This window comes from Pseudomonas sp. 008 (assembly GCF_016861935.1).
Classification (GTDB): Bacteria; Pseudomonadota; Gammaproteobacteria; order Pseudomonadales; family Pseudomonadaceae; genus Aquipseudomonas.
On the sequence record NZ_BOMA01000014.1, the window covers coordinates 37,381 to 52,180 of the forward strand.

At 58.4% G+C, this 14,800-nt stretch carries 12 protein-coding genes; all 12 read left to right on the plus strand.

Features of this window, described 5'->3' with window-relative positions:
• The first annotated feature begins 130 nt into the window (after positions 1-130).
• The 12 genes from JUI81_RS24650 (at position 131) to JUI81_RS24705 (ending at position 14,623) form a co-directional block, all read left to right on the plus strand.
• The gene (locus tag JUI81_RS24650) at positions 131-850 is read left to right on the plus strand and encodes an SIMPL domain-containing protein (protein WP_028939882.1); all 720 of its coding nucleotides are present in this window, start codon (positions 131-133) and stop codon (positions 848-850) included.
• Between the two features lie 143 nt (positions 851-993).
• Positions 994-1,476, plus strand: coding sequence for a hypothetical protein (locus tag JUI81_RS24655; RefSeq protein WP_019582420.1), 483 nt, complete (start codon positions 994-996; stop codon positions 1,474-1,476).
• Positions 1,477-1,480: 4 nt separating this feature from the next.
• Positions 1,481-1,714: a hypothetical protein gene (locus JUI81_RS24660; RefSeq protein ID WP_018929522.1), complete on the plus strand. Its 234-nt coding sequence runs from the start codon at positions 1,481-1,483 to the stop codon at positions 1,712-1,714.
• A 280-nt stretch (positions 1,715-1,994) separates the two neighbouring features.
• Positions 1,995-3,605, plus strand: coding sequence for an ABC transporter substrate-binding protein (locus tag JUI81_RS24665; RefSeq protein ID WP_204125232.1), 1,611 nt, complete (start codon positions 1,995-1,997; stop codon positions 3,603-3,605).
• Between the two features lie 258 nt (positions 3,606-3,863).
• Positions 3,864-5,489, plus strand: coding sequence for an ABC transporter substrate-binding protein (locus tag JUI81_RS24670; protein ID WP_018929520.1), 1,626 nt, complete (start codon positions 3,864-3,866; stop codon positions 5,487-5,489).
• Positions 5,490-5,791: 302 nt separating this feature from the next.
• Complete coding sequence (locus tag JUI81_RS24675) at positions 5,792-7,393, plus strand: ABC transporter substrate-binding protein (RefSeq protein ID WP_019582422.1); 1,602 nt, start codon at positions 5,792-5,794, stop codon at positions 7,391-7,393.
• 172 nt (positions 7,394-7,565) lie between these two features.
• Positions 7,566-8,984: an OprD family porin gene (locus tag JUI81_RS24680; protein WP_028939884.1), complete on the plus strand. Its 1,419-nt coding sequence runs from the start codon at positions 7,566-7,568 to the stop codon at positions 8,982-8,984.
• A 77-nt stretch (positions 8,985-9,061) separates the two neighbouring features.
• Positions 9,062-10,657 carry an ABC transporter substrate-binding protein gene (locus JUI81_RS24685; protein WP_204125233.1) on the plus strand — a complete coding sequence of 532 codons (1,596 nt, stop codon included), beginning with the start codon at positions 9,062-9,064 and terminating at the stop codon, positions 10,655-10,657.
• 73 nt (positions 10,658-10,730) lie between these two features.
• Positions 10,731-11,741: an ABC transporter permease subunit gene (locus JUI81_RS24690; RefSeq protein WP_018929516.1), complete on the plus strand. Its 1,011-nt coding sequence runs from the start codon at positions 10,731-10,733 to the stop codon at positions 11,739-11,741.
• Positions 11,742-11,752: 11 nt separating this feature from the next.
• Positions 11,753-12,664: an ABC transporter permease subunit gene (locus JUI81_RS24695; protein WP_028939886.1), complete on the plus strand. Its 912-nt coding sequence runs from the start codon at positions 11,753-11,755 to the stop codon at positions 12,662-12,664.
• 10 nt (positions 12,665-12,674) lie between these two features.
• Positions 12,675-13,643 (plus strand): ABC transporter ATP-binding protein, encoded by a 969-nt coding sequence (locus tag JUI81_RS24700; protein ID WP_019651113.1) that lies wholly within the window; start codon positions 12,675-12,677, stop codon positions 13,641-13,643.
• Positions 13,643-14,623 (plus strand): peptide ABC transporter ATP-binding protein, encoded by a 981-nt coding sequence (locus tag JUI81_RS24705; RefSeq protein ID WP_018929514.1) that lies wholly within the window; start codon positions 13,643-13,645, stop codon positions 14,621-14,623. Before JUI81_RS24700 ends, JUI81_RS24705 begins: the two co-directional genes overlap by 1 nt.
• Positions 14,624-14,800 lie beyond the last annotated feature (177 nt).

The following is a 14,800-nucleotide window of genomic DNA, read 5'->3' on the forward strand; positions in this document are numbered from 1 at the left end:
CGCCACAGGATCACCAGCATTCCATCTGTATAGAAGTTGTAACTGTGCGAAACGGACCATTGAAGCTAGAGTCTGATGGTTTCACGCAGGTTCGGACCCTAACCCCTGCGCATCGTCCAAGGAGCTTTTCATGCACACATTGCGCCGCAGCGCCGCCCTTCTTGCCTTAAGCATTGGCACCGCCGCCAGCCTCCCGGCCCTGGCCGTCGACGAACTGCATTACAACCAGATCTCCCTGCGCGCCGAAGTCAGCCAGGAAGTGGCCCGCGACCTGATGATCGTGACCCTCTACACCGAAGAACAAAACACCGACCCGGCCAAACTCGCCGCCGACGTCAGCACCACCATGAACAAGGCGCTGGCCCAGGCCAAACAGGTCAAGGACATCACCCTGCGTCAGGGCAGCCGCAACAGCTACCCGATCTACGACACCAAGGGTCAGAAAATCACCGGCTGGCGTGAACGCGCCGAACTGCGCCTGGAAAGCTCGGACTTCGCCGCCTTGTCCAAACTCACCGGCGAATTGCTCACCGACCTGAAAATGGGCGGCATGGACTTCGCCATCGCGACGCCAACCCGCAAAGCCAGCGAAGACGCCCTGCTCAAAGAAGCCGTGACTGCCTTCAAGTCCCGCGCCCAACTGGCCACCGACGCCCTGGGCGGCAAGAGCTACAAAATCGTCAACCTGAACCTCAACAGCAACGGCTATCCACAACCGTACATGCGCGGGCCGATGATGATGAAAGCCGCCGCCGGCATGGATTCGGCACCGGTGACGCCAGAAGTTGAAGCCGGCACCAGCCAGGTCAGCATGACAGCGGATGGGGCGATTGAAGTGTTGATGCCTTGATGCGATAACCCGGACACGAAAACGGCAGGGCGGTGTACACGCGAGTAAACAGGCCGCCTCAGCTGCTTTTGATTTTGCATTTGCGAAAGCCCTGGAGCTAAGAGAAACTCCCTGCCTTTCCAGACTCGATAAGGACGCGAGCATTGAAGTTTGAAAGGGATCAGTTTTCCGGCAACCATGGAATTGTCTTCAACGTATCGCGCTTCACCCTGTCAGCCGGTGAACGAGGTAGCCTCAGAACACTGCATTTTGGTGAAGCGAAAGCCGCCCACTATGAAGTGAGCAATCTGGTGGTAGAGCTCTATGACAAAATGCTCGCCAAGGATTTGCCTTGCCAAATGATGGTCGGGATCTCCAAACCCCTGACCCGGCAACAGGGGGATTTACTCAATGCTCAACGAACAAGTATCGCCAACCTCACCAGTGGTGTTTTCGGGGCAGCGGCAGGTAAATTCATGCCCGGTGCGGCCATCCCGGTGGGATGGGCAGTCCGCGAGTTCACGCTGAGCAAATTGCCGACTTATCACGCCGGCGATGTCATCGTCAGCCTGGATGCACAGGTCAGCGGTGGCATAGGCCCTCAGCACTCAGGATCGTCCATGATCATCAAGACTCAAGGCGGGTGAGATCATGAACGAATATGGCCTGTACGCCGTGGCTTATGCAGTATTCCTGCTGTTGTTCTTCTATCTGAAATCCTATGGCCTCAGAAAATGGCTGGGCATCACCCTGTTCGCTCTGGGGTTTTCGAGTATTTTTATGCTGCCGCCTTTCATCGCCGGCTTCGATCTGGGCATCGTTTCAACCAATGCTATCGCCCTCGGGGCTGCGCTGTTTTTTAGTCGGGCCCGGTATACGGCGTGAGCCACGCGCTCATTCAAGCAACGTGAAACGGATTAACTTCACCCACAACGCCCGCCTGACACCGCTTTGCGTAGGAGCTGCCGAAGGCTGCGATCTTTTGACGTTGATTTTTAAGATCAAAAGATCACAGCCTTCGGCAGCTCCTACAGTCCGCCATCAACGCAAAGACCGGCAGACTATGCCCGGATAGAGGGGTCCCCCTCAAAAAACGATATTTCCACCCTCCCCGCCAACAACGCTACTCTCAGGAAAATATCGCTGCTCAAATCCCGGGGACTCCATGGAAAGAACCACCGTCAAACCACTCCTGCTCGCACTCGCCCTCGCCACAACCGCATCACTCGCACAAACCGCCCAAGCCGCCGCCACCCTGGTTTACTGCTCCGAAGCCAGCCCCGCCGGCTTCGACCCCAGCCAATACACCAGCGGCACCGACTTCGATGCCTCCGCCGAAACCGTCTTCAACCGCCTCACCCAATTCAAACGCGGCGGCACCGAAATCGAACCCGGCCTGGCAACAAAATGGGACGTATCCGAGGACGGCCTCACCTACACCTTCCACCTGCGCGACGGCGTGAAATTCCACACCACCGACTACTTCACCCCCACCCGCGATTTCAACGCCGACGACGTGCTGTTCACCTTCCAGCGCCTGCTCGACCCGGACAACGCCTTCCGCAAGGCCTACCCCGCCGAGTCGCCGTACTTCACCGACATGGGCCTGAACACCACGATCAAAAGCATCGACAAGATCGACGACCACACCGTGCGCTTCAGCCTGAACAACGTCGACGCCGCGTTCGTGCAAAACCTCGCCATGAGCTTCGCCTCGGTGCAGCCCGCCGAATACGCCGCCCAACTGTTAAAGGAAGGCAAAGCCGCCGACCTCAACCAGAAACCGGTCGGCACCGGCCCGTTCGTGTTCAAGCGCTATCAGAAGGACTCGCAGATCCGCTACGCCGCCAACAAGGCTTACTGGAAACCCGAGGACGTAAAACTCGACAACCTGATTTTCTCGATCACCCCGGACGCCGCCGTGCGCTTGCAGAAGCTCAAGGCCGGCGAGTGCCAGGTCAGCGGCTACCCGCGCCCGGCAGACATTGAAGTGATGGAGAAAGATCCGAACCTGACCGTGCTCAAGCAAGCCGGTTTCAACCTCGGCTTCCTTGCCTACAACGTGACCCACCCACCGCTGGACCAGCTCAAGGTGCGTCAGGCGCTGGACATGGCCATCGACAAGCCGGCGATCATCAAGGCTGTTTACCAGAGTGCCGGGCAACTGGCGCAAAACGCCTTGCCACCGGCGCAATGGTCGTATGACCCGAGCATCAAGGACGCCCCGCACGACCCGGCCAAAGCCCGCGCGCTACTGAAAGAAGCAGGGGTTGCCCCCGGCACCACAATTAATCTGTGGGCCATGACCGTGCAGCGCGCCTCCAACCCCAATGCGCGGATGTCGGCACAGATGATCCAGCAGGATTGGGAGAAAGTCGGGATCAAGGCCAACATCGTCAGCTATGAATGGGGCGAATACATCAAGCGCGCCAAGAACGGTGAGCATGACGCAATGATCTACGGCTGGACCGGCGACAACGGTGACCCGGATAACTGGCTCGGCGTGCTCTACAGCTGCGCTGCGGTGAAAGGTAGCAACTACGCCAAATGGTGTGACCCAGCCTACGACAAACTGGTGCAGCAAGCCAAGGTGTCCACGGACAAACAACAGCGGGTCAAACTGTACCAACAGGCACAGCAAATCCTTAAACAACAAGTACCTATCACACCGATTGCCAACTCGACGGTGTTCCAGCCACTGCGCAAGGAAGTCACCGACTTCAAGATCAGTCCGTTTGGCCTCACACCGTTCTATGGCGTAGGTATAAATAAGTAACACCGGGCTCCAACCGGGTGCGTCAAACGCCCCGGTCGCCCCTTATCGGTGCACGTTTTGCACCGTAAAAAACCTGCGCAAACGGTCAAATACGTCACTATTTATACATATGCGACATTAAGGTACGTTCGTGCCACTCTTTAGGACTTGTGGCCATTCAGGATCTTGCATTGGGTACGGCCCCTGCATAAGTATCCGCAGGTCGACTCACGAGGTCGTCCTCTAATTCCAAAAATGACAACAAATCATGAGGCCACCATGCTTAAACACGCGGTCATTCCGTTTTTAGTCGGCGCAAGCCTGTTAGCCAGTGCACCTTTCGCCCAAGCGGCGTCTAACCTGGTGTTCTGCTCCGAAGGAAGCCCGGCCGGTTTCGACCCAGGTCAGTACACCACCGGAACCGACTTCGACGCCTCTGCAGAAACCATGTTCAACCGCCTGACCCAGTTCGAGCGCGGCGGCACCGCCGTGATTCCTGGCCTGGCGACCAAGTGGGATATTTCCAGTGACGGCCTGACTTACACTTTCCACCTGCGTGAAGGCGTCAAGTTCCACACCACCCCGTATTTCAAGCCGACGCGTGAGTTCAACGCCGACGACGTGCTGTTCACCTTCAATCGCATGATTAACAAGGATGACCCGTTCCGTAAGGCATACCCGACCGAATTCCCGTACTTCACCGACATGGGGATGGACACCAACATCACCAAGATCGATAAAGTCGACGACCACACCGTCAAGTTCACCCTCAAAGACGTAGACGCCGCGTTCATCCAGAACATGGCCATGAGCTTCGCCTCGATCCAGTCCGCCGAGTACGCTGCCCAGCTGCTCAAGGAAGGCAAGGCTGCCGACATCAACCAGAAACCGATCGGCACCGGCCCGTTCGTGTTCAAGAGCTACCAGAAAGACTCCAACATCCGCTACACCGGGAACAAGGACTACTGGAAGCCTGACGACGTGAAGATCGACAACCTGATCTTCGCCATCACCACCGACCCGTCGGTACGCATCCAGAAGCTGAAGAAGAACGAGTGCCAGATCACTCTGTTCCCGCGTCCAGCCGACCTGAAGGCGCTCAAAGAAGATAAAACTTTGAAGATGCCTGAGCAGGCTGGTTTCAACCTGGGCTACATCGCCTACAACGTGATGGACAAGGTCAAGGGCAGCAACGAGCCGAACCCGCTGGCCGACCTGCGCGTTCGTCAGGCGCTGGACATGGCCGTCAACAAGCCGCAGATCATCGACTCGGTTTATCAGGGCGCAGGCCAACTGGCCGTCAACGCCATGCCGCCGACCCAATGGTCCTACGACACCACCATCAAGGATGCCAAGTACGATCCTGAGAAAGCCAAGCAGCTGCTCAAGGAAGCCGGCGTCAAGGAAGGCACCGAAATCGTTCTGTGGGCGATGCCGGTACAACGTCCGTACAACCCGAACGCCAAGCTGATGGCTGAAATGCTGCAGTCCGACTGGAAGAAGATCGGCCTGAACGTGAAGATCACCAGCTACGAATGGGGCGAGTACATCAAACGCTCCAAAGGCGGCGAGAACCAGGCGATGATCATCGGCTGGAGCGGCGACAACGGTGACCCGGACAACTGGCTCAACGTGCTGTTCGGCTGCGACTCGCTGAGTGGCAACAACTTCTCCAAATGGTGCGACAAGAAATTCGATGGCCTCGTCAAGGAAGCCAAACGCACCACCGATCAGGCCAAGCGCACCGAACTGTACAAACAGGCGCAACACGTCCTCAAAGATGCTGTTCCAATGACACCTATCGCTCACTCGACGGTGTTCCAACCCATGCGCGCCAACGTGCAGGACTTCAAGATCAGCCCATTTGGCTTGAACTCCTTCTACGGCGTCAGCGTCAGCAAATAAGAAAAGGCAGCGGCGACGTTTTCAGTGTCGCCGCTGCTTTTTTCTGCCGAGAAGTTAGGAATTTGCCTACATCCAAATCCGCTGTCTGACGCAGCCAGGGGTTAGGACGCGTTGCCTTTTCCTACGAGTCTTTAGGACTCAGCGCATTTACTGCCAGACCCACGGCACCTACCGTCGGGTTCTGACCAGTGACTGTGTGGGCTATCGGTTTGTTGCCCGTATTGGTTTGAGCTCAATGCAGCCACAACGTCCCCGGACGGGATCGCGGCGCATTGAATAACACTAAAAAGTGAGGGAGCGTCATGCGCCATACCTTGGTTTTATCCGCATTGCTGGGCACCGGCCTGCTGGCCGCCACTTCCATCAGCCAGGCCGCCAATAACAGCCTGGTGTTCTGCTCCGAAGGCAGCCCCGCCGGTTTCGACACCGCGCAGTACACCACTGCGACCGATAACGACGCCGCCGAGCCGCTGTACAACCGTTTGGCAGAGTTTGAAAAAGGCGCCACCAATGTCGTGCCAGGCCTGGCAACCCGCTGGGATATTTCCGAGGACGGCCTCAAGTACACGTTCCATCTGCGCGAGGGGGTGAAATTTCACACGACCAAATACTTCACGCCGACCCGCGATTTCAACGCCGACGACGTGCTGTTCACGTTTAATCGCATGCTCGATCCGCAGCACCCGTTCCGTAAGGCTTATCCGACCGAGTTCCCGTATTTCAACGGGATGAGCCTGAACAAGAATATTGCCAAGGTCGAAAAGACCGGGCCGCTGACCGTGGTGATGACGCTCAACAACGTCGATGCCGCGTTCATCCAGAACATCGCCATGAGCTTCGCCGCCATCCTTTCGGCCGAATACGCCGACCAGTTGCTGGCGGCCGGCAAGCCGAGCGAGATCAACCAGAAGCCGATCGGCACCGGGCCGTTCGTGTTCAAGAGCTACCAGAAAGACTCCAACATCCGTTACAGCGGCAACAAGCAGTACTGGGACCCGAGCCGGGTCAAGCTCGACAACCTGATTTTTGCCATCAACACCGACGCCTCGGTGCGCGTGCAGAAGCTCAAGGCCAACGAATGCCAGATCACCCTGCACCCGCGCCCCGCCGACGTGACCGCACTGAAGAATGATCCGAAACTGCAACTGATCGAGAAACCCGGCTTCAACCTCGGCTACATCGCCTATAACGTCCGGCACAAGCCTTTCGACCAGCTCGAAGTGCGCCAGGCGCTGGACATGGCGGTGAACAAGCAAGGCATTCTCAATGCCGTCTATCAAGGTGCCGGTCAACTGGCGGTCAATGCCATGCCACCGACCCAGTGGTCCTATGACGACACCATAAAGGACGCCTCCTACAACCCGGAAAAAGCCAAGGAACTGCTCAAGGCCGCCGGCGTGAAGGAAGGCACCGAAATCACCCTCTGGGCGATGCCGGTCCAGCGTCCGTACAACCCCAACGCCAAACTGATGGCCGAAATGCTCCAGGCGGACTGGGCGAAGATCGGCCTCAAGGTCAAGATCGTCAGCTACGAATGGGGCGAGTACATCAAGCGCACCAAGAACGGCGAGCACGACATCAGCCTGATCGGCTGGACCGGTGACAACGGCGACCCGGACAACTGGCTCGGCACGCTGTACAGCTGCGACGCCATTGGCGGCAACAACTACTCCATGTGGTGCGATCCGGCTTACGACAAGCTGATCAAGCAGGCCAAGGTCGTCACCGATCGCGACCAGCGCACCGTGCTCTACAAACAGGCGCAGCAGTACCTCAAGCAGCAGGTGCCGATCACGCCGGTCGCCCACTCGACGGTCAACCAGCCGTTGAGCGCCAAAGTCGAAGGGTTCAAGGTCAGCCCCTTCGGTCGCAACGTGTTCTCGGGCGTCAGTATCGACCAATAACCAATTAGCCAGAAACGCTGGGGGGCGGATTCCGCCCTCACGCAAGCGTATTGCCGTAATTCGTCAAATCGGCCTGCAGCAAACGTTTGCGAAGCCTGAATGAGTTCTAAACCAAATAGCCGGATCACCAAAAAAGACCGGCATTAAAAAAAGAAAGTAAGGAGCTTCACACATGAAACTGAGCAGCACCGCGTTATTGGCCTTGGCCATCAGCAGCGTGACCGCCACGGCGTACGCAGAATCCCAGAGCCAGGCGTTCACGCCGGTTACCGTTAAAGAGAAAAGTGCTCAGAGTGAAGCCACTGGCTTTGTCGAAGGCCAATCGATCACCGGCAGCACGCGTAACTGGTATGCCAATGAGCAACTCAAACGTGGTGCTCATTTCAAGTACAACAAAAACGGTGTACCGACCAACACTGATCGTCGTATCAACTGGGTCCAGGGCACAATCCTCAAGTACAACTCGGGCTTCACAGAGGGTACTGTCGGTTTCAGCACTGAAGTTGCGGCTTACAACGCCATCGCGTTGGAACGTGACCGTAAGGACCTTGCGTCTGCCAATGGTGGTGCACCATTGAATGGCGTTGGCGGCCTTGGCAACAACCGTACCCTGACCAAAAACGGCGGCGACGCCGAGGGTCAGTGGAGCAAATTGGGACTGGCTAACGTCAAGGCACGTTTCTCCAACACCACGCTGACTGCCGGCCGGCAAAACTTCAGCAGCCCGATGGTCGATGTCATCGGTAACCGTGCCCTGCCCTCAAGCTTCGAAGGTGTGAGCCTGCACAGCGAGGAGCTGGAGAACCTGTCGTTCGACGTGGCCACGTTCGATCGCAACTCGCCGCGTACAGAAGAAAGCCAGCGCAAATTCCGGTCCGAATACGCTGACACCGTCGTGGAAGCCGATCACGTGAACACCGCAGGTATCACTTACCAGCCGTTCGCCAGCCTGACCACCAGCCTGTGGGGCACCCAGGCTGAAGACTTGTGGAACCAGTACTACTTCGGCGCCAGCCACGTCTTGGGCGACAGCTCGGTACTGAGCCTGACCACCGGCCTGAACTACTACAAAACCGTGGACGAAGGTAAAGCCAAGCTCGGCGAAATCGACAACGACACCTACTCCCTGTCGTTCGGCCTGACCCACCAGGCCCACAGCGTGACTTTCTCGTACCAGGAAGTGAACGGTAACGAGTACTTCGACTACCTGCACGAAACCAACGGCATCTATCTGGCCAACTCCCTGCTCTCGGACTTCAACGGCCCGAACGAGAAGTCCTTCCAGATCGCCTACGGCCTGAACATGGCCGAATACGGTGTGCCAGGCCTGAAATTCAACATCTATCAGGCTCGCGGCTGGGGCATCGACGGTACTCACAATAAAGGCGGCGCCTACTCCAGCGTTCAATCGATGGACGGCGAGCACCATTACGAATACGGCATTGGTACTTCGTATGCGGTACAGAGCGGCCCGCTCAAGGCCACCACTGTTCGCGCAACCTACACCGCGCACCGTGCCAGCGAAAACCAGGCGGATGGCAGCATCAACGAGTTCCGTCTCGTGACCACCATCCCGTTCAACATTTTGTAAAACGCACGCCGGCGGCTGACTCATGACGAGTCGGCCGTTCGGTTTTTTCCTGTTCAACCGATTGCAGAGGGTTCTTGATGAAAATGCTTCCCCTACGAGCGGCCATCGCTGCCGCGTTGCTGAGTGTCGCTGTTGGCGTCTCGGCCAAACCCTTGGTGGTCTGTACCGAAGCCAGCCCGGAAGGCTTCGATATGGTCCAGTACACGACTGCTGTCACAGGCGATGCAGTGTCCGAAACCATCTTCAATCGTCTGGTGGGCTTCAAGCCTGGCACCACCGAAGTGATTCCCTCGCTGGCCGACTCCTGGGACATCAGCGATGACGGCCTGACCTACACGTTCCACCTGCGTAAAGGCGTCAAGTTTCACACCACCGACTACTTCAAGCCGACGCGCGACATGAATGCCGACGACGTGGTCTGGAGCTTCCAGCGGCAGCTGGACCCGAACCATCCGTGGCACAAGAAATCGAGCGTAGGCTTCCCGTACTTTGAAAGCATGGGCTTCAAGGAACTGCTCAAAAGCGTCGAGAAGGTCGACGACAATACGGTCAAATTCACCCTGACCCGCCGTGAAGCGCCGTTCCTGGCCGACATCGCCATGGCCTTCTCCTCGATCTACTCCGCCGAGTACGCCGATCAATTGCTCAAGGCCGACAAAACCGGCGACCTGAACAACAAGCCGGTTGGCACCGGCCCGTTCATCTTCCAGCGTTACGCCAAGGACGCCCAGGTTCGCTTCAAGGCCAACCCGGACTACTTCCTTGGCAAGCCACCGGCTGATGCGCTGGTCCTGGCGATTGCCACCGACAACAACGTACGCCAGCAAAAGCTCAAGGCCAACGAGTGCCAGATCGCTCTGTATCCGAAGCCGGATGACATTCCGAGCATCAAGAAAGACACCAATCTGAAGGTCGCAGAACTGGATGCGATGACCGTGTCCTACATCGCCATGAATACCCAGCACAAATATATGAGCGATGTGCGGGTACGCAAAGCCATCGATATCGCGTTCGACAAGGAAGCCTACGTCGCCGCCCTGTTTGGTAAAGGTAATGCCACAGTAGCGGTCAACCCGTACCCGCAGACCCTGCTGGGCTACAACCATAAACTGACCAATCCGCCTCGCGACCTCGACAAGGCTCGTGCCCTGCTCAAGGAAGCCGGGGTGCCGGAGGGCACCGTGTTCACCCTGTTCACCCGTAACGGCGGCGGCCCGACCAACCCTAATCCGATGCTCGGCGCACAAATGATGCAGGCAGATCTGGCCAAGGTCGGAATCAAGGTCGATATTCGTGTCATGGAATGGGGCGAAATGCTCAAGCGCGCGAAGAACGGCGAGCACGATATGGTGTCCGCCGGTTGGGCAGGCGATAACGGCGACCCGGATAACTTCCTGACGCCTATGCTCAGTTGTGAGGCCGCCAAGAACGGCGAAAACTACGCTCGCTGGTGCAATGAAAAGTTCCAGGCGCTGATCGACGAAGCACGGGCCAAAGTGAACCCGGCCGAACGCACGGCGCTCTACGAACAGGCCCAGGACGTTTTCAATCAGGACCAGCCATGGATCAGCATGGCGCACACCCGCATGTTCACTGCAATGCGCACCAACGTAGAGGGCTATCACATTAGCCCCCTCACCACTAACAACTTCGCCACCACCCAGGTGAAGTAGATAAGAAACGCCCGGCATCGCTGACCCCAGCGATGCCGGGTACGCCTAACCGGCTGATGAGGTACCACACAAGATGTTTAGTTTTATTGCCCGCCGATTGGGGTTATTGATCCCCACGTTCTTCGGCATCACCTTGTTGACTTTCGCGTTGATCCGCATGATTCCTGGCGACCCCGTGGAAGTGATGATGGGCGAACGTCGGGTCGACCCCGAAATGCATGCTCAGGCAATGGAACGCCTAGGTCTGAACAAACCGCTGTATGCCCAATACCTGGATTACATTGGCAAATTGGCCCACGGCGATCTCGGCGAATCCCTGCGTACCCGTGAAAGCGTCTGGACCGAGTTCAGCTCTCTATTCCCCGCGACCCTGGAACTGGCCTCGGCCGCCATGTTGTTCGCCGGCATCCTGGGCCTTCTGGCCGGGGTGATCGCGGCACTCAAGCGAGGGTCCCTGTTCGACCATGGGGTAATGGGTGTTTCCCTGGCGGGATACTCGATGCCGATCTTCTGGTGGGGCCTGATCCTGATCATGTTCTTCTCGGTGAGCCTGGGCTGGACCCCGGTATCCGGGCGGATCGACCTGCTCTACGACATCGAGCCACGCACCGGCTTCATGCTCATCGATACGTTGCTGGCCGATGACGTCGGGGCGTTCTTCGATGCCCTGCATCACCTGATCCTGCCAGCCATCGTGCTCGGCACCATCCCGCTGGCGGTGATTGCGCGGATGACCCGTTCGTCGATGCTCGAAGTGCTGCGTGAAGACTACATCCGTACCGCCCGTGCCAAAGGCCTGTCGCCATCGCGCGTGGTATTCGTGCACGGTCTGCGCAATGCGCTGATTCCGGTACTGACCGTGGTCGGCCTGCAAGTCGGCACGCTGCTGGCCGGCGCGGTCCTGACCGAAACCATCTTCTCCTGGCCCGGCATCGGCAAATGGCTGATCGAAGCCATTGGCGCACGGGACTATCCCGTGGTGCAAAACGGCATCCTGTTAATCGCCTGCCTGGTGATTCTGGTCAACTTCGTAGTGGACATCCTCTACGGCTTTGCCAACCCACGCATCCGTCATCAGCGCTGAGATCAATGACCATGACCACTCTCACTACACCGGTAGCAGTCGATCAAAGCCTGCTGTATCCGTCGCCCTACAAAGAATTCTGGCATGCGTTCTCCAGGAACAAAGGCGCTGTCGCCGGCCTGTTGTTCATGCTGCTGGTGATTTTCTGCGCGATCTTCGCCCCATGGGTCGCACCGCATAACCCGAGCGAACAGTACCGCGACTTCCTGCTGACCCCGCCCTCCTGGCTGGAAAGCGGGCATATCCAGTTCCTGCTGGGTACCGATGAACTCGGTCGTGACCTGCTGTCGCGTTTGATTCACGGCTCGCGCCTGTCCCTGCTGATCGGCTTGTCATCGGTGGTGATGTCGCTGATTCCAGGCATCCTGATGGGACTGTTCGCCGGGTTCTTCCCGCGCGTGCTCGGCCCGACCATCATGCGTCTGATGGACATCATGCTGGCCCTGCCGTCCCTGCTGCTGGCGGTGGCAATTGTCGCCATCCTCGGCCCTGGCCTGATCAACACCATTATTGCCATCGCCGTGGTTTCGTTGCCGTCCTATGTTCGTCTGACCCGCGCCGCGGTGATGGGCGAATTGAACCGCGACTACGTGACCGCCGCGCGCCTGGCCGGTGCCGGTCTGCCTCGCCTGATGTTCGTCACCGTGCTGCCCAACTGCATGGCGCCGCTGATTGTTCAGGCCACCTTGAGTTTCTCCTCGGCGATTCTCGATGCCGCGGCACTGGGCTTCCTCGGCCTTGGCGTACAACCGCCAACCCCTGAATGGGGCACCATGCTGGCTTCGGCTCGCGACTACATCGAACGCGCCTGGTGGGTGGTGAGCTTGCCTGGTTTGACCATTTTGCTCAGCGTGCTGGCAATCAACTTGATGGGCGACGGCCTGCGCGATGCGCTGGACCCGAAACTCAAGAACGCCGCCTGAGGAGATTCAAATGTCACTGTTAGAAATCAAGAATCTCAACGTTCGCTTCGGCGACGCCAACGCCGTTCCGGTGGTCGATGGTCTCGACATATCCGTGGAAAAGGGCGAAGTGCTGGCCATCGTTGGCGAGTCGGGTTCCGGCAAGTCCGTGACTATGATGGCGCTGATGGGCCTGATCGAGCATCCGGGGATCGTCACCGCTGACGCCCTGAATTTCGACGGCAAGAACATGCTCGCGCTCAGCAACCGTCAGCGTCGGCAAATCGTCGGCAAAGACCTGGCCATGGTCTTCCAGGACCCGATGACCGCGCTGAACCCGAGCTACACCGTGGGCTTCCAGATCGAAGAAGTGCTGCGCCTGCACCTGAAAATGTCCGGCAAGCAAGCCCGCGCTCGCGCCATCGAACTGCTGGAAAAAGTGGAAATCCCAGGCGCCGCCAGCCGTATGGATGCCTACCCGCATCAACTCTCCGGTGGTATGAGCCAGCGTGTTGCAATCGCCATGGCGATTGCCGGCGAACCGAAACTGCTGATCGCCGACGAACCGACCACCGCGCTCGACGTAACGATTCAGGCGCAGATCATGGACCTGCTGCTGGCCCTGCAGAAAGAACAGAACATGGGCCTGGTGCTGATTACCCACGACCTCGCGGTCGTGGCCGAAACCGCCCAGCGCGTGTGCGTGATGTACGCCGGCCAAGCGGTTGAAGTCGGTCAGGTGCCACAACTGTTCGACATTCCGGCGCACCCGTACAGCGAAGCGCTGCTCAAGGCCATTCCAGAACACAGCTTGGGTGCTGCGCGCCTGTCGACGCTGCCGGGCATCGTTCCCGGTCGTTACGACCGTCCGCAAGGTTGCCTGCTGTCGCCGCGCTGCCCGTACGTGCAAGACAATTGCCGCACCCAGCGTCCAGCCCTTGACCAGAAAAGCAACAGCCTCGCCCGCTGCTTCTACCCGTTGAACCAGGAGGTGGCGTAATGGCCGTCGTACTTACCGCCCGCAACCTGACCCGTCACTACGAAGTGTCTCGCGGCCTGTTCAAGGGTCATGCGACCGTACGCGCCCTCAACGGTGTGTCGTTCGAACTGGAAGCCGGCAAGACCCTCGCTGTCGTGGGTGAGTCCGGTTGCGGCAAATCCACCCTGGCCCGTGCCCTGACGTTGATCGAAGAGCCATCCTCCGGCTCATTGAAAATCGCCGGGCAGGAAGTCGCCGGCGCCGACAAGGCTCAGCGCAAGCAACTGCGCAAAGATGTGCAGATGGTGTTCCAGAGCCCGTACGCGTCGTTGAATCCACGGCAGAAAATCGGTGATCAACTGGCTGAACCGCTATTGATCAACACCAACCTTTCCGCCGCCGAACGTCGCGAGAAAGTCCAGGCGATGATGAAGCAGGTGGGCTTGCGTCCCGAGCACTACCAGCGCTATCCGCACATGTTCTCCGGCGGTCAGCGCCAACGGATCGCCCTGGCCCGCGCGATGATGTTGCAGCCGAAAGTGCTGGTGGCGGACGAACCGACCTCGGCGCTGGACGTGTCGATTCAGGCGCAGGTACTCAACCTGTTCATGGATTTGCAGCAAGAGTTCAACACCGCCTACGTGTTCATCTCCCACAACCTGGCGGTGGTACGCCACGTTGCCGATCACGTGATGGTGATGTACCTCGGCCGTCCAGTGGAAATGGGCCCGAAAGAGGACATCTACACCCGTCCCCTGCACCCATACACCCAGGCGCTGTTGTCGGCGACGCCGACCATTCACCCGGATCCGGACAAGCCGAAAATCAAGATCGTCGGCGAACTGCCGAACCCGCTGAACCCGCCGTCAGGCTGCGCCTTCCACAAGCGCTGCCCGTACGCGACCGAGCGCTGTGCCATCGAAGAACCGCTCCTGCGCCTGCTCGACACACGCCAGGTGGCTTGCCACTACGCCGAGCAGTTCCTGGACGGCGCGGCATAAAACGTGTGCGGGCAGGCTTGCTCGCCCGCACATGAGTTGTGTTGCCTGGATATCCTTGAAGCGTTGACCAATCCCTCTACCTCGATTGCGCATCAGTCGAGTGGAGGGGTTACTTTTATCAGTACATCGTTTTCTATTACCGTAAGACAACGGAGCGCTGACAGCATCAAACCAACA

Excerpts from the sequence above, each read along its gene's own strand:
- JUI81_RS24665 (WP_204125232.1), top strand. The coding sequence starts at position 1,995 with ATGGAAAGAACCACCGTCAAACCACTCCTGCTCGCACTCGCCCTCGCC.
- JUI81_RS24705 (WP_018929514.1), top strand. The coding sequence starts at position 13,643 with ATGGCCGTCGTACTTACCGCCCGCAACCTGACCCGTCACTACGAAGTG.
- JUI81_RS24700 (WP_019651113.1), top strand. The coding sequence starts at position 12,675 with ATGTCACTGTTAGAAATCAAGAATCTCAACGTTCGCTTCGGCGACGCC.
- JUI81_RS24690 (WP_018929516.1), top strand. The coding sequence starts at position 10,731 with ATGTTTAGTTTTATTGCCCGCCGATTGGGGTTATTGATCCCCACGTTC.
- JUI81_RS24670 (WP_018929520.1), top strand. The coding sequence starts at position 3,864 with ATGCTTAAACACGCGGTCATTCCGTTTTTAGTCGGCGCAAGCCTGTTA.
- JUI81_RS24650 (WP_028939882.1), top strand. The coding sequence starts at position 131 with ATGCACACATTGCGCCGCAGCGCCGCCCTTCTTGCCTTAAGCATTGGC.
- JUI81_RS24675 (WP_019582422.1), top strand. The coding sequence starts at position 5,792 with ATGCGCCATACCTTGGTTTTATCCGCATTGCTGGGCACCGGCCTGCTG.
- JUI81_RS24660 (WP_018929522.1), top strand. The coding sequence starts at position 1,481 with ATGAACGAATATGGCCTGTACGCCGTGGCTTATGCAGTATTCCTGCTG.
- JUI81_RS24680 (WP_028939884.1), top strand. The coding sequence starts at position 7,566 with ATGAAACTGAGCAGCACCGCGTTATTGGCCTTGGCCATCAGCAGCGTG.
- JUI81_RS24685 (WP_204125233.1), top strand. The coding sequence starts at position 9,062 with ATGAAAATGCTTCCCCTACGAGCGGCCATCGCTGCCGCGTTGCTGAGT.
- JUI81_RS24695 (WP_028939886.1), top strand. The coding sequence starts at position 11,753 with ATGACCACTCTCACTACACCGGTAGCAGTCGATCAAAGCCTGCTGTAT.